We start from the raw sequence: 17,791 nt of genomic DNA on the forward strand, positions 1-17,791 counted from the left end.
CGAGGTAGCACCCGTGTTTTCCCAATTCGCCCTGCACGAACGCCTGCTCAAAGCCGTGGCCGAGCTGAAATTTGTCGAGCCAACGCCTGTGCAAGCCGCGGCCATTCCGCTGGCGCTTCAGGGGCGTGACCTGCGGGTGACGGCGCAAACCGGTAGCGGCAAGACCGCCGCTTTTGTCCTGCCGATCCTCAATCGCCTGATCGGCCCGGCCAAAATCCGTGTCAGCATCAAGACCCTGATCCTGTTGCCGACCCGCGAGCTGGCCCAGCAGACACTGAAGGAAGTCGAACGCTTTTCGCAGTTCACGTTCATCAAGTCCGGTCTGATCACCGGTGGTGAAGACTTCAAGGTCCAGGCCGCCATGCTGCGCAAGGTCCCGGACATCCTGATCGGCACGCCGGGCCGGATGATCGAACACCTGAACGCCGGCAATCTCGACCTGAAAGAGGTTGAAGTGCTGGTTCTTGACGAAGCCGACCGCATGCTCGACATGGGATTCGCCGAAGACGTGCAGCGTCTGGTGGACGAATGCCCGAACCGTCAGCAGACCATGCTGTTCTCCGCCACCACCGGCGGTTCCGGTCTGCGCGAGATGATTGCCAAGGTGCTGAAGAACCCTGAGCACCTGCAACTCAACGCGGTCAGCCAGCTGAACGACTCCACCCGTCAGCAGATCATTACCGCCGACCACAACCAGCACAAGGAACAGATCGTCAACTGGCTGCTGGCCAACGAGACCTATCAAAAGGCGATCATCTTCACCAACACCCGGGTCATGGCCGACCGTATCTACGGCCGCCTCGTCGCCCAGGAATACAAGGCATTCGTGCTGCATGGCGAGAAAGACCAGAAGGATCGCAAGCTGGCCATCGACCGTCTGAAGCAGGGCGGCGTGAAGATTCTGGTGGCCACCGACGTGGCGGCCCGTGGTCTGGACGTCGAGGGTCTGGATCTGGTGATCAACTTCGACATGCCGCGCAGCGGCGACGAATACGTACACCGCATTGGTCGTACCGGCCGCGCCGGCAACGATGGTCTGGCCATCTCGCTGATCTGCCACGGTGACTGGAACCTGATGTCGAGCATCGAGCGCTACCTCAAGCAGAGTTTCGAGCGCCGCACCATCAAGGAAGTCAAAGGCACCTACAGCGGACCGAAGAAGGTCAAGGCCTCGGGCAAGGCCGCGGGTACCAAGAAGAAAAAGACCGACGCCAAGGGTGACAAGAAAAAAGCCGTCGCCAAGACCCCGAACAAGCGCAAGAGCGCCAACCGTCCGAAGCCGGATTCGCTGGTGAGCAGTGACGGCATGGCCCCGCTCAAGCGCCGCAAGCCGGCAGCGCCTGCGGCTGAATAAGCCGTTTCAGATGCCCAAAAAAACCCGGACAGTGTCCGGGTGTTTTATTGCCGGCAGTTGATCAACTGCCCAGCTGTCCACGGGTGTCGGCATCAAAACGTTGCTTTGCCTGATCCGCCTTCGGTTTGAGCTGTGCGAGCAGGGCCGCCTCGCTGTACAACCCGGTCAGCGCCAGTTCCCTCGGCGTCGGTTCGATCGGAATCAGCACATCTTCATTTGCCGCGTGCAGCCAGATCGCTACGACATGCAGCGCCGAAACGAACAGCACTCGCAGCTCAACGGTCTTGCCCTGCAACTGCGGCGATTGCTCGGCCAGTTTCAATGCATCCACCGTTGCGGCTGCGTGGTTGCCGTGGTTCAACGAAGCGAACTCGACGTGACCGCGGACTTCGGCCAATTGCGCATCGGCAATCGACACGCCGTCGGCAAACACCAGGTAATGCCAGTCACCGATCCGGGCGTCCTTCAGGCCTTTGCCCTGGCTCAGATCCTCCAGACTGAGCGAATAGCCACGATAGGCCTCGCTGAGACTGATTTTCGCCGGTGCCGCACTGGCGAAGTGGCGATTGATGCCAAACCCCTGGGTTTGCAGCGCTGCTTGCAGCACCGGACGCAAGGTCTGTACGCCGTTGGAAGGCGCCTTTGGATAAGTCAGTTGCATGATGTCGCCCTCCTAGTTTTTTGCCGTGAAGTACGTATGAGTCCAGTTTCCGCCGCCGTTGTAGGAGCCGGGGAACGAGTTCAGTGCACGGGTCGAATAACCGTAGATGGAGTCCGCGACCAGCACGTAATTGCCATTGGTGCCATAGATCGTCAGAAAGTGCGCACCGCCGCCGTACCAGGCACAGCGCAGACCGACGGGTCGGCCCATGTTGATCTGGTTCTGGATGGCCGACATCTGCAACGAACCCTGATTCATCCCGTTGTAGCTGCGGGTGGTTTGCAGAGCCGAATCCAGGTAGCCGTAGACGTTGCAGGGGCCGGGCTGGCTGCAGCAGTTGCGGTTCAACTGGGTGCTGGCAACGCCGCACTGAGTCCAGGACCCGGTGCCGTAATAGTTGCCGACCGAAGCCGAGACTGCAGCCCAGCACCAGTTGGTCTGGGTCTGTTGCTGCATCGTGAAGTTCAGGCTTGAGGCCGCCAGCGCCTCGGCCTGCGGGGCCGCTTCGACCTCGACCAGCTGCGCGTCGAGCAGATGGCCGGTCAGGCACCCGGGCAGGGTGCTGCCGGTGAATGGCGTTGTTTCAGTGGTTAACATTTTTCAATCCTCCATGAATGAAAACAAATGTCTTGCGTGGATTTGCGAGCCGTCGGCGGTCAAGGGGTGCCACTTCTGTGGCGGGTTCCGAGCAGGCTCCAGGTAACCCTAGGTCTGAATATGCATTGGTGCAAATATATAAATGCACAAGTGCAATTTTGCAGACGAAAGGACACTCTCTTCAGTGTGTCCTTCGGGGTGGAAGACCCGGGCTGTCAGCCCTCGGCCTTATGTTCGGCCGAATCCAGCTCCTTCAAGCGCTGGTCGATCAACTGACATTTGTCCGGCAGATCCGCAGAGGCCGTGCCCAGATCCATTTTCTGCAGCTCGGCATTAATTTCCTTGGCCTTGGCCGGGTTTTGCTCGGTGAGCTTTGCCACTTCCCCGGCCAGTTGTTCGCGTTTGGCGGTGGCTTCTTCGGGCGTGCAGGCCCAGACGGGCAGGGCGCAGGCGAGGGTGGTGGCGAGTGTGAGTTTGAGCAGGGTTTTCATGGGACGGGCCTCGGTTCCGGTTAAGGCGGGTTAACCGGTTGAAGCCCGTGACCAGTGGAAAGTTCACTGTTTTTGCTGGCTCAGTCGCCGTGACAACAGCTGGATTTTTCTGCCTTGTCATACCGATCATGATGCCGCACCCACTCCATGATTTCGTCCTCGTTCCGACCCTTGGGCGTGAGGTCGAGAAAATTGTAGGCGCCAACCAGCATGTCCAGGCCCCGGGCGTAGGTTGAGTAGGTGTGAAATATCTCGCCGTTATTGGCGCGATAAAACACACTCAGCCCCGGCATTTCCTCCTCGGCACTGTCAGTCTTTTCATAGTTGTACGTAGCCTTTCCGGCTTCGGCATCTTCAGCACGGGCGCACACGCCAAAGTCGTAGTTGAAATCGGATCCGTCCGACGACACCCAGTCGAACTTCCAGCCCATCCGTCGCTTGAATGCCTGGAATTCGGCGAACGGCGCGTGGGATACCGCCACCAGCGCTATGTCGTGATGAGCCAGGTGCAGATTGGCGCCGTCGAAGTGGTCACTCAGGAAGGAGCAGCCCTGGCAGCCTTCTTCCCAGCCCTTGGCGAACATGAAGTGATAGACGATGAGTTGACTGTGGTGGCCGAACAGGTCGGCGAGTTTCAATTGGCCGTCCGGCCCCATGAAACGATAGTCCTTGTCGACTTTCACCCAGGGCAGGGCGCGGCGTTTGGCGCTGAGGCGGTCGCGTTCCCGAGTAAAGGCTTTTTCATCAGCAAGGTGTTGTCTGCGGGCGGCGAGCCATTCTTCGCGCGACACCACCGGATGATTCTCAACGTTCATGATGATTTCTCCTGCGCAGGTTGAATCCGACTGTCTCAGACTAGTCGCTCACTGCCTCCGGAAATCGACAGACCACCGGTCGATCGTGCCATCGAATAATCCTGAACGGTGACGCAGCGCTTCGGTCACAACCTGTGAACGCGCCAAAAACTCACGCGCAACGGAGGTTCAATCAGGATGACGACTTATAACTGGGATTTGATCGAACGCCTGCTGCATGAAGTGCAGAACGGCGCAGGCCACAGTTTTGCACCTCGCACCTTTGCCGAAGATTACGCGGCTGACAAGGCGGCAGCGGGCGAGCCCATCGAGAATCTGGATCACCTGAAAACCCTGGCCTGTGACTACGAAAAGCTGCTGCTGGATCGCGGTTACATCACCCCGCGCGAGGAAGACGGCAGCACGGGCAACAACTTCAGTCTGACCCTGCGCGGGTCGAGCCTCTTGAGCCTGATCGACAGCAGCATCCCCGGCAATGACCACCCACGTCAGGTGCTGGACGAACAGGAGGATGCGCTCGACGAGGCCACGTTCGACACCGTGGCCTCCAAGGCGCAGATCGCCTGAGTTGTCGAAGCGAGCGATCGTCCGGATGCGGTCCGGACGATCTTCGCTGTTCAATTGCGCCTGGCCGCTTTCAGGCACTTCAAATCATTGAAGTCCTTGCGTACACCTTCGATCTTTTTCAACAAGCGCTGACGCTGCTGCGGCGTACTCTCGGCCATCAGGTCCACCGCCAGTGAACGGGCCTGTGCCTCGGTATTGTCGTAGGCCTTGCGGTAATCCGCTGTCCATAAACGCTCGCGATAGACCAGAAGGGTCTCGATCCGCTGTGGGAATTCCGGGCTCTTGCGCTGGGAAACGGCGGCGCTGAACTGTTGCTGCCAATGCGCACGGTTGGCGATCCATTGGGTGTTCTGATCGCCGAGAGCGGTCGACCACGCCATCACCCGTTGCTCTTGCGTGACACTCAAAGGCCCGAGCCAGTCGTTGAGGCGCTTGTCCATGCGGGCGCCACGCTCGGCAATCTGCTGGGCCAGTGGCGGCTTCACATACTCCTGCTGACGTTTGCGCAGGTCCTTGGCAAATGCAGCGTTCATGTCCGCGACCTGTTTGTCGTCCAGCCCCTGCAGCAACTCGATGGCCGACGGGGTGATTTCCCGTGCGGTTTCGGCAATCGCCTGTTTGGCTTCCACGGTGCGGGCCTGCAATGCAGCATCGGTGACCTGGTTGGTTTCGACCATGGTCTGCAGGCGATCCAGCCAGTCGAGATAGCCCGGCAACTGGGTGGTGCAATGCCAGTTCAGGTGTTCCTTGAGGCGCTCGTTGAACCAGTCTTTCTGCTCGCCGTTCATGTCCAGGTAGTCGCTGAGCGTCCATGGAATGATGACGTCGAGATTGCGATAGGCCAGGCCGATCCGGCTGCAGGCGCCGAGTGCGAGCAGGCAGACCAGCAGGGTGGCGAAGGGTTTGAACCAGCGAGACATGGGCGAGTCCTTGCGAAAGCCTGGCGTCTGATTCTTATGTGAACGCAGGATGCTCCCGGCAGTTCAGCCAATCAATAGAACGTGCGTTCGGCCTTGAGCGTGACCAGCCCGTCGCACTGGCTGTTGTGTCCGGAGTAAGCCGAACAGTCGCTGCCGCTGAGGCTGGAATTGCTGTAGATCAGGTCCAGATCGATACCCATGACCGGCCGGGAAAATTTCACCGACCAGTCGGTAAAACTGCTGACATACCCACCGTCCACCGAAACCGGCGTGTTGAGCTGATGGGTGGTGTATTTCATGCTGATCCCGATACCGAACGGCGGGTTGCCGCCCAGATCGGCAAACAGGGTGTTGTTCTGTTTATCCGGATCGTTGCTCAGTGCGATGCCGAAACGGCTGCCGAGCAACGTCAGGCCACCGAAGAATTCCTGACTGTCGAGGGTGTCGACCTTCGGGTAGCTGTAATGAATCATCCCGACTTCGTAGCCGAGGGTTTGATCGAAAGGTTGTTTGAAGCCGATGTAGGAATCGATTTCAAGATTCTTGCCCGGCGTCAGTCCCATGCTCGGCGCGTACTGGCCAACGTAAAGGCCGCTGTCGTGGCTCAGATCGAGGCCACCGTGGAACGAGCCGATCGCCGAGGGTTTGACCAGGCCCTGAGCCATGCTGCGGCTGGGCGTGGTGCCGAGTTTCAGGTCGAAGTCACCGAGCTCACGCTGGAAAATCTGCGCGTGTGCGACCGGGCTTGCCAGCAGTCCTGCAATAAATAAACAGAGCGGTTTGAACATGCGTCACTCCTTGAACAGCGAGCGCAGGGTGACATACCTGCTGAAACGCTTGATCCAGACGCGTGCAAGGATACCGGCGAATGCTCGGCATCGGGGGCCGTTCGTCGATTCATGCTGATTTGATTTAAACGCGAGGGAAGTCTTGCGAGGGATCCGGTCCGGACGCTTCGACGTTCAAAGCGTCCTGGATCTGGTGCAGGGCGGGGTGTTACTTCTTGCCCAGGCTGATCTGTCTGGACGAGGCGAATGTCTGGCCGCTGACGCCCTTGGCAATTTGCTGGATCTCGCCGCCGGACTTGAGGAATGCCGCGATTTGATCGTTGATCGATTCGCTGGTTTCAACGGCTGGAGCTGGCTTTGCTTTGCTGGTGGATGCTTTTACACGCATGGCGGCCATTAACCTGTAGAAAAGTAATTCGGCCAGGCATCGTACAGGAATAACTTGCTGATCGCTTGGTTAATATCCATCGGAATAAACAGTTGTGCGGGCAGGGCATCTCTCGAACCATCGTCTGGATATCCCGCTAACCTGCTGATTTAAATAAATAACATGGAACGGAATTGGCCTGCTTTTCAGGAGCCTGGTGTGGCCGGAAACCGCCGGTTCGGTCTGACGAGTGGCGTCCGTCCAGCGGCAAATCGAGGAAAATCAAGGCTTCGCGCAAATTTCAGGGCAACCCTGGATCTGGCGCCCGACGAATCCGGCAAAACCGGGTAGAATGCCGCCCACGCAATGAGGGTATTGGAAATGGCTTTAGTCGGGCGTTACAACAGTTTGCAAGTGGTTAAACACACTAACTTCGGTTTATATCTGGACGGCGGGTCCGACGGCGAAATTCTTTTGCCCAATCGTTATATTCCCAAAGATATTCCCAGCGAAGATGAAGACTGGCTCAATGTTTTCGTTTATCTGGACAGTGATGACAAACTTATTGCCACCACTGAAAAACCAAAAGTTCAGGTCGGTGAATTTGCCAGTTTGAAAGTTGTTGAAATCAACAGTATCGGTGTATTCCTCGACTGGGGTCTGCCAAAGGATCTGTTGTTGCCTTACTCGGAAGAAAAACGTCAGTTGACCGCCGGCGACTATTGCGTGGTGCACGCCTATCTCGACAAGCGCACGCGCCGTATCACCGCCACCGCGCGTCTGGATCGCTACCTCGACAAGACCCCGGCCAACTACAGCGTGGGCCAGGAAGTGGATCTGCTGGTGGTCGAAGCCACCGACATGGGCTTCAAGGCGATCATCAACAACAAGCACTGGGGACTGATTCACAAAAATGAAATCTTCAAGTTCATGCGCTCCGGCATGCGCGAGAAGGGCTTCATCAAGGAATTGCGCGCCGACGGCAAGATCAGCCTGAGCCTGCAGCCGGTGGGGCAGGATGCGGCCAGCAGCCTGAGTTCGAAGATCCTCGCCAGGTTGCGTGAAAGCAACGGCACCCTGGCCGTCAGCGACAAGAGCGACCCGGCGCTGATCAGCAGCCTGTTCGGTGTCAGCAAGGGTAACTTCAAGAAGGCCATCGGTTCCTTGTACAAGGAAGGCAAAATCATCATTCATGCCGATCGCATTGAACTAACCTGACCCTGACGTAGCCCATGTTGCATGGGCTCACCTGAGGTCGGGCAGATGAAAAGATCGCTGATTGCCTACGTTGCGACACTGCTGACGTTTCTTCTGCTCGACGGCGTCTGGCTCGGCGTATTGATGGCACCGACCTATCGCGAACTGCTCGGGTCGCTGATGCTCGAAAAACCGTTGCCGGCCCCGGCAGCGGTTTTTTATTGCCTGTACGTTTTCGGCTGCGTGGCGTTTGTGGTGGTGCCGGCGACGACCTGGCAACGCGCCGCCCGCATGGGGGCGCTGCTCGGGCTGGTCGCTTATGGCACCTATGACCTGACCAACTGGGCGACGCTGCGCGGCTGGTCGGTGCAAGTGACATTGATGGACTGGGCGTGGGGGACGTTTGCCACGGCGGTGATCTGTACGGTTGGATTCGTCGCGACCCGCCGGTATGGCAGATAAGTCCGTTGATTTCAGTTGTTTGAGCTGACGCTTCAGGAGAATGAAGTGTCTCTTCCAGACGGCTTTTTCTGGCCAACTGGTTAATAATCCTCGAAACCATTATTCGCCCCGGACATCGATCCGGGGCTTTGCTTTGACCATTGGGAAAACTGCCATGACGTATGCGTTCGAGGTGTTGCGGTGAGTGTCAGTCGGCGCAGTGCCGACGGCTTTGCCCTGCAAGTGATGATCGGCCTGTGCCTGATCTGGGGCGTGCAGCAGGTGATGATCAAGTGGGCGGCGACCGATATCGCGCCGGTGATGCAGGCAGCCGGACGATCGGGGATTTCCGCGTTGCTGGTTGGACTGCTCATCTGCTGGAAGGGCGGCTGGGAACAGGTCGGCACCACCTGGCGTGGCGGTTTGCTGGCCGGTGCCTTGTTCGGGCTTGAGTTCCTGTTCATCTCCGAAGGCTTGCAGTTGACCACCGCAGCGCACATGTCGGTTTTCCTCTACACGGCGCCGATTTTCACGGCGCTGGGTGTGCACTTCCTGTTGCCCAGCGAGCGTCTGCGTCCGGTGCAATGGCTGGGAATTTTCATGGCGTTCGTCGGGATTGCAGTGGCGTTCGCCGGTGGCGTGTCCTGGGACAACCTCGACCATCGCATGCTGCTGGGCGATGCCCTGGGCGTACTGGCCGGGGCCAGTTGGGGCGCGACCACCGTGGTGGTGCGCGCCTCGCGGCTGTCGGACGCTCCAGTGACGTTGACGCTGTTCTATCAACTGATCGTCGGTTTCGTCGGTCTGCTGTTGATCGCATTGTTCAGCGGCCAGATCACCCACGTCAGCCTGACCGTCGTGGCGGTGGGCAGCGTGCTGTTCCAGGGGCTGGTGGTGTCGTTCTTCAGTTACCTGACCTGGTTCTGGCTGCTGCGCCGTTATCTGGCGGCCAACCTGGCGGTGTTTTCCTTCATGACACCGTTGTTCGGCGTCACGTTCGGCGTGGTGTTGCTGGGTGAAAAGCTCAGCCTGAATTTCATCGTCGGTGCCGTACTGGTGCTGCTTGGCATCACCTTCGTCAGCGCGGAACAGTGGGTGCGTCGGCGTTTGCGCAAGGCACTCGGCCAGTCGTAAGCGGTTTCCACGCCAGGCCGCCGGCGATCAGCAGGCCGCTGCCGGCGATCACCAACGCCGGTTGCAGGCCGCCGCTGAAGTGGCTGCTGACCGCCGCCAGCAACGGCCCGCTGAGCTGACCGACAGCGAAGCACGCGGTGAGCAGGCCGGCGTTGCGCTGGGTGGCATGGGGCGCCAGTTCCCGTGAGCGTTGCATGACCAGTTGCATACAGGCCAGGAACGGCGTGCCACACAGGATCACACCCAAAGCCAGGCCCGGGCCGCTGCCCGACAGGCAAGCGAACACCCCGGCCGCTTGCAGCCACAACGTCGCCATCAACCAGTGACGGGTGGTGTCCTGATCGTGCCGACGCAGACTCACCAGCAACACACCAAGGGCCGCGGCGAGGCCGAAGCATGGCCAGAACAGATCGGCCTGCCATTGCCCGTGAAACTGCGCATTGGCCATCTGCGACAGGAACGTGGCCGGAATGATGTAGCCCACGCCATACAAGGCATACACCACCGCCAACCGCGCAATGCCGCGATTCGAATGCTTGACGGCAGCAGGTGCGACGCTTGCGCTGGAAACCGGTTGCGGCAGGATCCGCACGATCCCCAGCAACATCACCAGCGCCACGGCAGCATAGATCAGCCACAGAGTGGCGGAAGTCTGCTGCGCCAGATGTGAGAACAGCGCCAGCAGCCCCGTCAGAAAAATCCCCAGCCCCGGCCCGGCAAAAACCAGCGCTCCCAACCGTGGGCGACCCGCCGCCGCAGCCAACGGCTGACTCAGTGCGGTGATCATCACCAGTACCCAGGCACTCGCCACGCCCGTGCCGAAACGCAGCAGCAGATGCGACCAGAAACCGTCGGCCCAGAACGACGCCAGCGTCAGCAGCACGCACAGCCACAAACCGCCATGCAAACGGCGTTGTACCTGATCGGGGCGACGGGAAAACATCGCGTCCACGGCGCCGAGCAGATAGCCGAGGTAGTTGGCGGCCGCAATCAGACCGGCGGCAGTCAGGTCGATCTGCCCTTCGCTGATCAGGTGGGGAAGTTGCGGTGTGAGGGCGAAACGCCCGATGCCCATGGCCATCATCAGGGCAATGAAGCTGGCGGATAAGCGAATCAGCGGCGACATGGTCTGGATTCCGTTAGAGGTTCAATGACCGTCAGGCTAGGACTGATTGACTTTCTTTAAAATTGAATAATATTGAGTAACTTGTTCAGTTCAGGAGAAAGCTTGTGGAGTTCAGCCAATTGCGGATCTTCCAGGCCGTGGCGCAAGAGGGTTCGATCACCCGTGCCGCCGAACGTCTGCACCGGGTGCCGTCGAACCTGTCGACCCGGCTCAAACAGCTCGAAGAGCAACTGGGCGTCGAGCTGTTCGTCCGGGAACGTCAGCGTTTGCAGTTGTCGCCTGCGGGAAAAGTCCTGCTGGACTACGCCGGCAAACTGTTTGCCTTGCGTGATCAGGCCAGCGCAGCGGTGATGGGCGGGCAACCGGCGGGGGATTTTGTGCTCGGCACTCTGTACAGCACCGCCGCGATCCATTTGCCGGCGCTGCTGGCGCGGTATCACAAACAGTATCCGGCGGTGAATCTGCAGGTGCAGTCAGGGCCCTGCGGTGAGTTGCTCGAAGGGTTGCTGGCCGGGCGGCTTGATGCGGCGCTGGTGGACGGCCCGCCACAACTGGCCGGGATCGACGGCGTGCCGCTGTGCAACGAGCGGCTGGTTTTGATCAGCGAGGCCGATCACCCGCCGGTGCGCAGTGCCAGGGATGTCGAGGGACGGGCGGTGTTCACCTTTCGCCATGGCTGTGCCTACCGGGCGCGGCTGGAGGCGTGGTTCGCCCATTACCAGACGGCGATGGGCCGGGCGATGGAGATCGAGTCCTATCAGGGCATGCTCGCCTGCGTGATTGCCGGCAGCGGCGTGGCGCTGATGTCGGAGTCGATGCTCGCCAGCCTGCCGGGCCGCGAAAGTGTCGCGGTGCATCCGCTGGCCGAGCCATTTGCCAGTGCGACAACCTGGCTCATGTGGCGCCGGGGCATGGTCGGGGCCAATCTCAATGCGTGGATTGAACAGCAGCAGATGCTCTATCCCGTGGCCGGCGAAGAAAGCCTGGAAATCGCTTGAACGATCGGTCAGGGATTCTGATCCATTCAGTAACAGATCATTGCGGATTTTGCCGAGCATTGCGTAGGACTTCGGACTATTATCAGTGCGAAGCGGCCTCAGAATTCCGGTCGCTCAGCACCACCCTGAAGGGGGCATGACGATGAAAGAGAAAATTCAGAACTGGCTGCACGATTTGGGTGTTGCCCTCGGCTTGATCGAACCGCCTCTGCAACCGGTCCCGATTCGCACTGACGACGAACAGCGTCGGCGTCAGCAGCGTCGGCGGTAATGCCTCCGGCTTCAAGGATTAAATATTAAAGAGGTCGCCGTTTCGGGCGGCTCCAGCACAAAGAGGCTGGAGCCGCTCGAAACGGCGACCTTTTGCTTTTCAGTGCCGCCCGATTTCCAGTAGAAACCGGCTCAAGTCATTCGCGGTTTTCGCGCTCTTGAGCATGTGGTCTTCCTCGGCGGTGAAGGCCGTCAGTCCGAATTCATCTTCCAGATGGAAGATCAGATCCTCGATGTCCGCCTTTTCCAGACCCAGCTCCGCCAGACTGGTGTTGTCGTTGAAGTCGCGGTGTTCCAGCAGGCGTTTGATGAATCGGTGCACGGCGGCACGCACGGCAGCTCTTCTCATGGCAGATGTTCAAAAAGTGGCGGGATCTGACTGGAGTACAGCAGGCCTCAGGCGTGTCGGCGCAACCATTCGTCAATCATCGCGCGCAAATGCTCTCCCGAGAAACTACCGAAATGTCCACCATGCACGGTACGGATCGGCAACGCCTGCAAGCGACGAAGGCTGGCGGCGTAATCCTCGAGATTGGAGTGGTAGGCGTCTTCGATCAACGGCCCGTCGTAGATGATGTCGCCGCTGAACAGGGTTTCGGTGGCGGCTTCATAGAGGCTGATCCCGCCCGGCGAATGCCCCGGCGTGTGCAGCACCTGCAACGTGCGGTTGCCCAGATCCAGCACATCGCCGTTCTCGACAAACCCGGTGGCCGGCGCAGCCTTGACCCGGTATTCGGCGTAGCACAACGGGCAGTCCGGGTGCGCTTCGAACATGTCGTCGCCGACGAAGGCGCGGCTCAGGTCATTCTCGCCATCCGGCGCCGCCAGAATGTCCGCCTCGGCGGGGTGTACCAGCCGTTCGGCAAACTCGTAATGACCGGCGATGTGGTCGAAGTGGCAATGACTGGCCACCGCCACCAAGGGGCGCTCGGTCAGCCATGGCAGTTGCTCGCGCAGGCTGACCAGCCCGGAACCGCTGTCGAGCAGCAGATCCTTGTCCCGACCCTGAACATGCCACAGGTTGCAGCGATAGAACGGGCGAATGTACGGCTCGTGAATCAGGCGGATGCCGTCGCTCAGGTGCTGTACTTCGAACCACTGATCGCGAGAAACAATCTTCATAAAGCATTTCTCCAGAGGAAAAAAAACGAGTGTGGCAAGTGGGCGTGTCCTCCCTTATTTCCTGCGCCGCGCCGGATCTGATGTCGTGCAGGGCAAGGCGCGAGGAGCGTAGTTTGGTTTTTCCAAATAAGCTCTGAGCAACGCAGCCCTGCACGACATCAGCTCCGGCCCTCCGGGTTGTGCCTAAAAGCGAGCCAGGCTGTGTTGCAGTCCTTGGCAAGGAAACGACCCTTACCTACGAACTGCGCCTTGCCTGGCTCGCTTTTAGGCGCAACGCGGCGCAGGAAATAAGGGAGGACACGCCCGTGCCACACTCGTCGAAGAAAGCATCAAGTCGTTATGTTCAGCTTAGATCGCGCTGGCCACCGGGGCAGGGCGGCGGGAAACCAGGCTCACCACCACGAAACTCACCAGGCCGACGGCCAGGCTGTAGTAGATCGGCGTGTTGGCGTCCAGACCGTCCTTGAACATGAACAGCAGGGCGGTGGCGAAACCCAGACCCATGCTGGCGATCGCGCCGGCGGTGGTGGCGCGTTTCCAGAAGATTGCACCGATCAGCGGAATCAGCATGCCGCCTACCAACAGGTTGTAAGCGAGGGTCAAAGCGCTGATCACATCGTTGACCACCAGCGCGATGGCCAGGACCACGGCACCGGTCAACAGGGTGAACAGACGGTTCACACCCAGGCTCGACTGTTTGCCGCCACGCAGTTTCGGCAGCAGGTCTTCGGTCAGGGTGGTGGAGGCGGCGAGCAGACCGGCGCTGGCGGTGGACATCATGGCGGCCAGGGCGGCGGCGATCACCAGACCGCGGATGCCGTCCGGCAGCGACAGTTTGACGATCGCGGCGAAGGCGTTGTTGACGTTGTCCAGATCCGGAATCAATACGTGTGCCGCCATGCCGATCAGGGCGCAGGCCAGGCCGTAGAGGATGCAGTAGATACCCGCGAAGCTGCCGGCGTACTGAGCCACTTTTTCATTCTTGACGGTGAACACCCGTTGCCAGATGTCCTGACCGATCAGGATGCCGAAGAAGTAGATCATGAAGTAGGTGATGATCGTGTCCCAGCCGATGGTGGTGAAGTTGAATGCCGCCGCCGGCAGCTTCAGCACCAGTTCGTCCCAGCCACCGACTTTGTACAGGCAGATTGGCAACAGGATGAACATCAGGCCTACGGTCTTGATGATGAACTGGACGATGTCGGTCAGGGTCAGCGACCACATGCCGCCGATGGCCGAGTACACCACCACCACGCCACCGCCGAGCAGTACCGAGACCCAGAACGGCAGGCCGAACAGCACTTGCAGCACGGTGCCGATGGCGAGGATCGAGGTCACGCCGATCATCAGCGCGTAGGCCAGCATGATTGCCGCGCTCGCCGAGCGGGCCATCGGGTTGTAGCGTTTTTCCAGGACCTGGGTCACGGTGTAGATCTTCAGTTTCAGCAGCGGCTTGGCCAGGAACAGGTTCAGCGCCACGATGCCGCAACCCAGTGCCGCGCACAGCCAGAAACCGGAGATACCGTGCACATAGCCCAGACGCACGGTGCCGACGGTGGACGCGCCACCCAGAACGGTCGCGGCCATGGTGCCCATGTACAGGCTCGGGCCGAGGTTACGCCCGGCGACGAGGAAATCCTCGTTGGTCTTGGCTTTGCGCATGCCGAAATAGCCGAGCAACAGCATGCCGGCCGCGTAGATGAGGACGACGAATAAATCCAGAGCCATGATGGCGTGTCTCCGATTGTCTTTTTTATGGGGTGGAACACTGTGGGGGAAGGCTGACCCCCACAGGCGATTCGTTTATTCAGGCAGCCTGACGCAGCGCCGCTTCAGCCGGCGCATGGGCGCTTTTGCTTCGGGGATCCTTCGGGCCATACACCAGCGCCGGTTCCGGGAACAGGCTCAGCAGCATCAGGTACATCACCGAGGCCAGGCCAAGAGTCACCAGCAGGCTGATGTCGATGCCGCCGGCCAGTTCACCGAGCGGGCCGACGAACTGCCCCGGCAGGTTGACGAAGCACAGGCCGACCGCCGCGCTCGGGATCCATGCACCCAGGCCACGCCAGTTCCAGCCGTGGTTGAACCAGTAGCGTCCGCCTTGCTCGCCGCGGGTGAACACTTGCAGGTCGTCCGGGCAGTAGAAACCGCGACGTACCACCAGGCCGATGATCATGATCACCATCCATGGGGTGGTGCAGGTGATGATCAGCACGGCAAAGGTCGACACGCTCTGCACCAGGTTCGCCGCGAAGCGCCCGATGAAGATGAAGGCAATCGACAGCACGCCGATCAGCAGCGTCGCCTTGACCCGCGACAGCAGACGCGGGAACACGCTCGACATATCCAGCCCGGTGCCATACAGCGAGGTGGTGCCGGTGGACATGCCGCCGATCACCGCAATCAGGCACACCGGCAGGAAGAACCAGTTCGGCGACACCGCCAGCAGACCGCCGACATAGTTGTTGGCCGCGATGTAGTCCGGTGCCTGGATCGCCACGATGGTGGCGGTGGTCAGGCCGAACAGGAACGGGATGAAGGTGGCGATCTGCGACAGAATCACCGCCGCCATGATCCGCTGACGCGAAGTCTCACGCGGGATATAGCGGGCCCAGTCGCCGAGGAACGCGCCGAAGGAAATCGGGTTGCTCATGGCCACCAGCGCAGCGCCGATGAACGCAGCCCAGAAGCCCGGCTGGCCAAGGCTGACGGTGCCGGCGTAGTGCGAATCGAAAGGACCGGCGAAGGCGAAGATGCCCAGCAGGAACAGCAGGCTCGCGCTCCACACCGCGACCTTGTTCACCCACAGCAGGAAGCGGAAGCCGTAGATGCACACGGTCAGCACCAGTATTGCGAACAGACCGTAGGCCAGACCCAGAGTCAGGTCGGTTTCCGGCAGGCCGATCAGGCGTTTCGCACCACCGATCAGCGCATCACCCGAACTCCATACCGAGAGCGAGAAGAAGGCGATGGCGGTCAGCAACGACAGGAACGAACCGACGATCCGCCCGTGCACGCCGAAGTGCGCACCGGACGACACGGCATTGTTGGTGCCGTTGAGCGGGCCGAACAGGCCCATCGGTGCGAGGATCAGCGAGCCGAGCAGCACGCCCGAGACAATCGCCCAGACGCCCGCCTGAAAAGACAGGCCGAACAGTACCGGGAAACTGCCGAGCACGGCGGTGGCAAAGGTATTGGCGCCGCCGAAGATCATGCGGAACAAGTCCACGGGACCGGCGGTGCGTTCGTTGTCCGGGATCTGTTCGACCCCGTGGGTTTCAATTTGCGTAAGGCTTTGGTCTTTGTTGTTGTTATTCATGATCTGCTCCGATCACAAAGGCGCGCTCATCGTGCGTGAGCGTCACCTGTCTTGGCTAAGGGGGTGGCAGCCCTTCCGGCATTGCGGACAAATGTTCGTGGCAGGCCAGCCAATGGCCTTGTTGTTCTAGGCTCGACGCTTGTTTCCTGAAAACAATCGTCTCGCGCTCCTGGCTGAAGTGTTGCTCCCCTTGCATGCGCAGCTCGGTGGCCACGTCATGGATAAACACCGCCACGTCACCCTGAAGGCTGACGAAGGCGTTACTCGAGGTGCACGACAGCACCTCGAAGCCATCCTCGGCGCGCCAGCGGTCCCACAACGCCTGATAGGCGTCGCGTGACAGCAGGGGCTGTTCGAGGGTGTAGAACACGAAGCTCGCATCGGCGCTGAACGCGCCGAAGTAGGCTTCGCGATCATTGCGGGCGAAGGCGGACACCAGATCGGCGGCCGCTTTCAGAACCTGATCACGTTCGTTCATGACCCGACCCTCAGCGGTGGACCACGCCCGGCAGTACGCAGAGCATTTCGTACAGCAGGTTGGCGGCCAGCAGCGAGGTATTGCCGGTGGTGTCATAAGCGGGCGAGACTTCTACCAGATCGCAGCCGATCAGGTCGAGGCCCTGGCAGCCGCGAACGATTTCAATCGCCTGAATGGTCGTCAGACCACCGATTTCCGGGGTGCCTGTGCCTGGCGCCCAGGCCGGGTCGATGCCGTCGATGTCGAAGCTCAGGTACACCGGGCCACCACCGACTTTCTCGCGCACTTCGGCCATCAGCGGTTCCAGCGACTTGTGCCAGCACTCTTCGGCCTGCACTACGCGAAAGCCCTGATCACGGCTCCAGTTGAAGTCGTCAGCGGTGTAACCCTGCGCACGCAATCCAATCTGCACCACGCGGTCGCAGTCCAGAAGGCCTTCTTCGACGGCGCGACGGAAGGTCGTGCCGTGGGCGATCTTCTCGCCGAACATGTGATCGTTGACGTCAGCGTGAGCGTCGATGTGCACCAGACCGACCTTGCCGTGCTTCTTATGAATGGCACGCAGGATCGGCAGGGTGATGGTGTGGTCGCCACCCAGGGTCAGCGGGATCACGTTGTGCTCGAGGATGTTGTCGTAGGCTTCTTCGATGATGCGTACGGCGTCGAGCAGGTTGAAGGTGTTGATCGCCACGTCACCGATGTCGGCAACCGACAGCGAATCGAACGGCGCGGCGCCGGTGGCCATGTTGTACGGGCGGATCATCACCGATTCGGTGCGGATGTCGCGCGGCCCGAAGCGGGTGCCGGGACGCAGCGAAGTACCGATGTCCAGTGGCACGCCGACGAAGGCAGCGTCCAGACCGGCAGCGGTCTCAAGGTGTGGGAGTCGGAGCATGGTGGCGATGCCGCCGAAGCGCGGCATTTCGTTGCCGCCCAGTGGTTGGTGAAGAATCTTGTCCACGGGTAGGGCCTCATCGTCTTTGTTTTATTTATGTCGGCGCGCCGTTCAGCACAGGTTCGGACGCCGCTGTGGGGCCGATTCTGCGAAATGCAGTGAGGGGGAAGAATCGCTACGAACAAAAACTTAGTTCAGAATTTTCTAAACTAATGGGGAGGCGCGGGATAGACTCTTCGACCTTATATAGA

General features: G+C 60.1%; 21 protein-coding genes. 7 read left to right on the forward strand and 14 right to left on the reverse strand.

The window, feature by feature from the left end; genetic code table 11:
* Positions 1 to 13 precede the first annotated feature (13 nt).
* A complete protein-coding gene (locus NWV16_RS07975) occupies positions 14 to 1,354 on the forward strand; it encodes a DEAD/DEAH box helicase (RefSeq protein WP_065258446.1) in 1,341 nt (446 codons plus the stop codon).
* Positions 1,355 to 1,415: 61 nt separating this feature from the next.
* On the opposite strand, the gene NWV16_RS07980 is transcribed toward NWV16_RS07975, so the two are convergent.
* From NWV16_RS07980 to NWV16_RS07995, 4 genes are all read right to left on the reverse strand, one after another.
* Positions 1,416 to 2,015 (reverse strand): hypothetical protein, encoded by a 600-nt coding sequence (locus NWV16_RS07980; RefSeq protein WP_260522614.1) that lies wholly within the window; start codon positions 2,013 to 2,015, stop codon positions 1,416 to 1,418.
* A gap of 12 nt (positions 2,016 to 2,027) precedes the next feature.
* Complete coding sequence (locus tag NWV16_RS07985) at positions 2,028 to 2,612, reverse strand: papain-like cysteine protease family protein (protein WP_260522615.1); 585 nt, start codon at positions 2,610 to 2,612, stop codon at positions 2,028 to 2,030.
* A gap of 215 nt (positions 2,613 to 2,827) precedes the next feature.
* Positions 2,828 to 3,103: a hypothetical protein gene (locus NWV16_RS07990; protein WP_260522616.1), complete on the reverse strand. Its 276-nt coding sequence runs from the start codon at positions 3,101 to 3,103 to the stop codon at positions 2,828 to 2,830.
* 80 nt (positions 3,104 to 3,183) lie between these two features.
* Positions 3,184 to 3,918 (reverse strand): DUF899 domain-containing protein, encoded by a 735-nt coding sequence (locus NWV16_RS07995; protein ID WP_260522617.1) that lies wholly within the window; start codon positions 3,916 to 3,918, stop codon positions 3,184 to 3,186.
* A 177-nt stretch (positions 3,919 to 4,095) separates the two neighbouring features.
* Between NWV16_RS07995 and NWV16_RS08000 the strand changes: the two genes are divergently transcribed.
* Positions 4,096 to 4,485 carry a transcriptional regulator gene (locus tag NWV16_RS08000; RefSeq protein ID WP_065258451.1) on the forward strand — a complete coding sequence of 130 codons (390 nt, stop codon included), beginning with the start codon at positions 4,096 to 4,098 and terminating at the stop codon, positions 4,483 to 4,485.
* Positions 4,486 to 4,535: 50 nt separating this feature from the next.
* Here NWV16_RS08000 and NWV16_RS08005 read toward each other — a convergent pair whose 3' ends face one another.
* The 3 genes from NWV16_RS08005 to NWV16_RS08015 all read right to left on the reverse strand — a co-directional run bounded on the left by NWV16_RS08005 (position 4,536) and on the right by NWV16_RS08015 (position 6,590).
* Complete coding sequence (locus tag NWV16_RS08005) at positions 4,536 to 5,405, reverse strand: DUF6279 family lipoprotein (RefSeq protein ID WP_260522618.1); 870 nt, start codon at positions 5,403 to 5,405, stop codon at positions 4,536 to 4,538.
* Positions 5,406 to 5,476: 71 nt separating this feature from the next.
* Entirely contained in the window at positions 5,477 to 6,193 is a 717-nt protein-coding gene (locus NWV16_RS08010; RefSeq protein WP_260522619.1) for a TorF family putative porin, read from the reverse strand.
* A gap of 208 nt (positions 6,194 to 6,401) precedes the next feature.
* Positions 6,402 to 6,590, reverse strand: a complete 189-nt coding sequence (locus NWV16_RS08015) for a hypothetical protein (protein ID WP_260522620.1) — start codon at positions 6,588 to 6,590, stop codon at positions 6,402 to 6,404.
* A 351-nt stretch (positions 6,591 to 6,941) separates the two neighbouring features.
* On the opposite strand from NWV16_RS08015, the gene NWV16_RS08020 reads away from it, so the two are divergent.
* The 3 genes from NWV16_RS08020 to NWV16_RS08030 all read left to right on the forward strand — a co-directional run bounded on the left by NWV16_RS08020 (position 6,942) and on the right by NWV16_RS08030 (position 9,332).
* Positions 6,942 to 7,778 carry a S1 RNA-binding domain-containing protein gene (locus tag NWV16_RS08020; protein ID WP_260522621.1) on the forward strand — a complete coding sequence of 279 codons (837 nt, stop codon included), beginning with the start codon at positions 6,942 to 6,944 and terminating at the stop codon, positions 7,776 to 7,778.
* A gap of 45 nt (positions 7,779 to 7,823) precedes the next feature.
* Entirely contained in the window at positions 7,824 to 8,219 is a 396-nt protein-coding gene (locus NWV16_RS08025) for a DUF2177 family protein (RefSeq protein WP_260522622.1), read from the forward strand.
* 180 nt (positions 8,220 to 8,399) lie between these two features.
* Positions 8,400 to 9,332 carry a DMT family transporter gene (locus NWV16_RS08030; protein ID WP_260522623.1) on the forward strand — a complete coding sequence of 311 codons (933 nt, stop codon included), beginning with the start codon at positions 8,400 to 8,402 and terminating at the stop codon, positions 9,330 to 9,332.
* On the opposite strand, the gene NWV16_RS08035 is transcribed toward NWV16_RS08030, so the two are convergent.
* A complete protein-coding gene (locus tag NWV16_RS08035; RefSeq protein ID WP_260522624.1) occupies positions 9,277 to 10,458 on the reverse strand; it encodes an MFS transporter in 1,182 nt (393 codons plus the stop codon). The genes NWV16_RS08030 and NWV16_RS08035 overlap by 56 nt on opposite strands.
* 104 nt (positions 10,459 to 10,562) lie before the next feature.
* Between NWV16_RS08035 and ptrR the strand changes: the two genes are divergently transcribed.
* Together ptrR and NWV16_RS08045 are read left to right on the forward strand one after the other, a co-directional pair.
* Positions 10,563 to 11,456: a putrescine utilization regulator PtrR gene (gene ptrR / locus NWV16_RS08040; protein ID WP_260522625.1), complete on the forward strand. Its 894-nt coding sequence runs from the start codon at positions 10,563 to 10,565 to the stop codon at positions 11,454 to 11,456.
* 142 nt (positions 11,457 to 11,598) lie between these two features.
* Positions 11,599 to 11,727 (forward strand): PA1414 family protein, encoded by a 129-nt coding sequence (locus tag NWV16_RS08045; RefSeq protein ID WP_007914492.1) that lies wholly within the window; start codon positions 11,599 to 11,601, stop codon positions 11,725 to 11,727.
* Positions 11,728 to 11,826: 99 nt separating this feature from the next.
* Here the strand turns inward: NWV16_RS08045 and NWV16_RS08050 are convergent, their stop codons facing one another.
* The 6 genes from NWV16_RS08050 to speB all read right to left on the reverse strand — a co-directional run bounded on the left by NWV16_RS08050 (position 11,827) and on the right by speB (position 17,606).
* Complete coding sequence (locus tag NWV16_RS08050) at positions 11,827 to 12,075, reverse strand: phosphopantetheine-containing protein (protein ID WP_065258459.1); 249 nt, start codon at positions 12,073 to 12,075, stop codon at positions 11,827 to 11,829.
* A gap of 47 nt (positions 12,076 to 12,122) precedes the next feature.
* Positions 12,123 to 12,848 carry an MBL fold metallo-hydrolase gene (locus tag NWV16_RS08055; protein ID WP_260522626.1) on the reverse strand — a complete coding sequence of 242 codons (726 nt, stop codon included), beginning with the start codon at positions 12,846 to 12,848 and terminating at the stop codon, positions 12,123 to 12,125.
* A gap of 348 nt (positions 12,849 to 13,196) precedes the next feature.
* Entirely contained in the window at positions 13,197 to 14,576 is a 1,380-nt protein-coding gene (locus NWV16_RS08060; RefSeq protein WP_260522627.1) for a sodium:solute symporter, read from the reverse strand.
* A gap of 79 nt (positions 14,577 to 14,655) precedes the next feature.
* On the reverse strand, positions 14,656 to 16,167 hold the full coding sequence (locus tag NWV16_RS08065; protein ID WP_260522628.1) for a cytosine permease: 1,512 nt from the start codon (positions 16,165 to 16,167) through the stop codon (positions 14,656 to 14,658).
* 55 nt (positions 16,168 to 16,222) lie between these two features.
* Entirely contained in the window at positions 16,223 to 16,645 is a 423-nt protein-coding gene (locus NWV16_RS08070) for a YybH family protein (protein ID WP_065258463.1), read from the reverse strand.
* Between the two features lie 10 nt (positions 16,646 to 16,655).
* Positions 16,656 to 17,606, reverse strand: coding sequence for an agmatinase (gene speB / locus NWV16_RS08075; protein ID WP_065258464.1), 951 nt, complete (start codon positions 17,604 to 17,606; stop codon positions 16,656 to 16,658).
* Positions 17,607 to 17,791: the final 185 nt, after the last annotated feature.

The sequence above is a fragment of the Pseudomonas sp. BW7P1 genome (assembly GCF_024981055.1).
GTDB classification, from domain to species: Bacteria; Pseudomonadota; Gammaproteobacteria; order Pseudomonadales; family Pseudomonadaceae; genus Aquipseudomonas; species Aquipseudomonas bananamidigenes.

Coding starts and splice junctions, on each gene's coding strand:
- NWV16_RS08025 (WP_260522622.1), top strand. CDS start 7,824: ATGAAAAGATCGCTGATTGCCTACGTTGCGACACTGCTGACGTTTCTT.
- NWV16_RS07995 (WP_260522617.1), bottom strand. CDS start 3,918: ATGAACGTTGAGAATCATCCGGTGGTGTCGCGCGAAGAATGGCTCGCC.
- NWV16_RS08005 (WP_260522618.1), bottom strand. CDS start 5,405: ATGTCTCGCTGGTTCAAACCCTTCGCCACCCTGCTGGTCTGCCTGCTC.
- NWV16_RS08000 (WP_065258451.1), top strand. CDS start 4,096: ATGACGACTTATAACTGGGATTTGATCGAACGCCTGCTGCATGAAGTG.
- NWV16_RS08065 (WP_260522628.1), bottom strand. CDS start 16,167: ATGAATAACAACAACAAAGACCAAAGCCTTACGCAAATTGAAACCCAC.
- NWV16_RS07980 (WP_260522614.1), bottom strand. CDS start 2,015: ATGCAACTGACTTATCCAAAGGCGCCTTCCAACGGCGTACAGACCTTG.
- NWV16_RS07985 (WP_260522615.1), bottom strand. CDS start 2,612: ATGTTAACCACTGAAACAACGCCATTCACCGGCAGCACCCTGCCCGGG.
- NWV16_RS07990 (WP_260522616.1), bottom strand. CDS start 3,103: ATGAAAACCCTGCTCAAACTCACACTCGCCACCACCCTCGCCTGCGCC.
- NWV16_RS08045 (WP_007914492.1), top strand. CDS start 11,599: ATGAAAGAGAAAATTCAGAACTGGCTGCACGATTTGGGTGTTGCCCTC.
- NWV16_RS08060 (WP_260522627.1), bottom strand. CDS start 14,576: ATGGCTCTGGATTTATTCGTCGTCCTCATCTACGCGGCCGGCATGCTG.
- NWV16_RS08020 (WP_260522621.1), top strand. CDS start 6,942: ATGGCTTTAGTCGGGCGTTACAACAGTTTGCAAGTGGTTAAACACACT.
- NWV16_RS08015 (WP_260522620.1), bottom strand. CDS start 6,590: ATGGCCGCCATGCGTGTAAAAGCATCCACCAGCAAAGCAAAGCCAGCT.
- NWV16_RS08035 (WP_260522624.1), bottom strand. CDS start 10,458: ATGTCGCCGCTGATTCGCTTATCCGCCAGCTTCATTGCCCTGATGATG.
- NWV16_RS08050 (WP_065258459.1), bottom strand. CDS start 12,075: ATGAGAAGAGCTGCCGTGCGTGCCGCCGTGCACCGATTCATCAAACGC.
- NWV16_RS08070 (WP_065258463.1), bottom strand. CDS start 16,645: ATGAACGAACGTGATCAGGTTCTGAAAGCGGCCGCCGATCTGGTGTCC.
- NWV16_RS08010 (WP_260522619.1), bottom strand. CDS start 6,193: ATGTTCAAACCGCTCTGTTTATTTATTGCAGGACTGCTGGCAAGCCCG.
- NWV16_RS08055 (WP_260522626.1), bottom strand. CDS start 12,848: ATGAAGATTGTTTCTCGCGATCAGTGGTTCGAAGTACAGCACCTGAGC.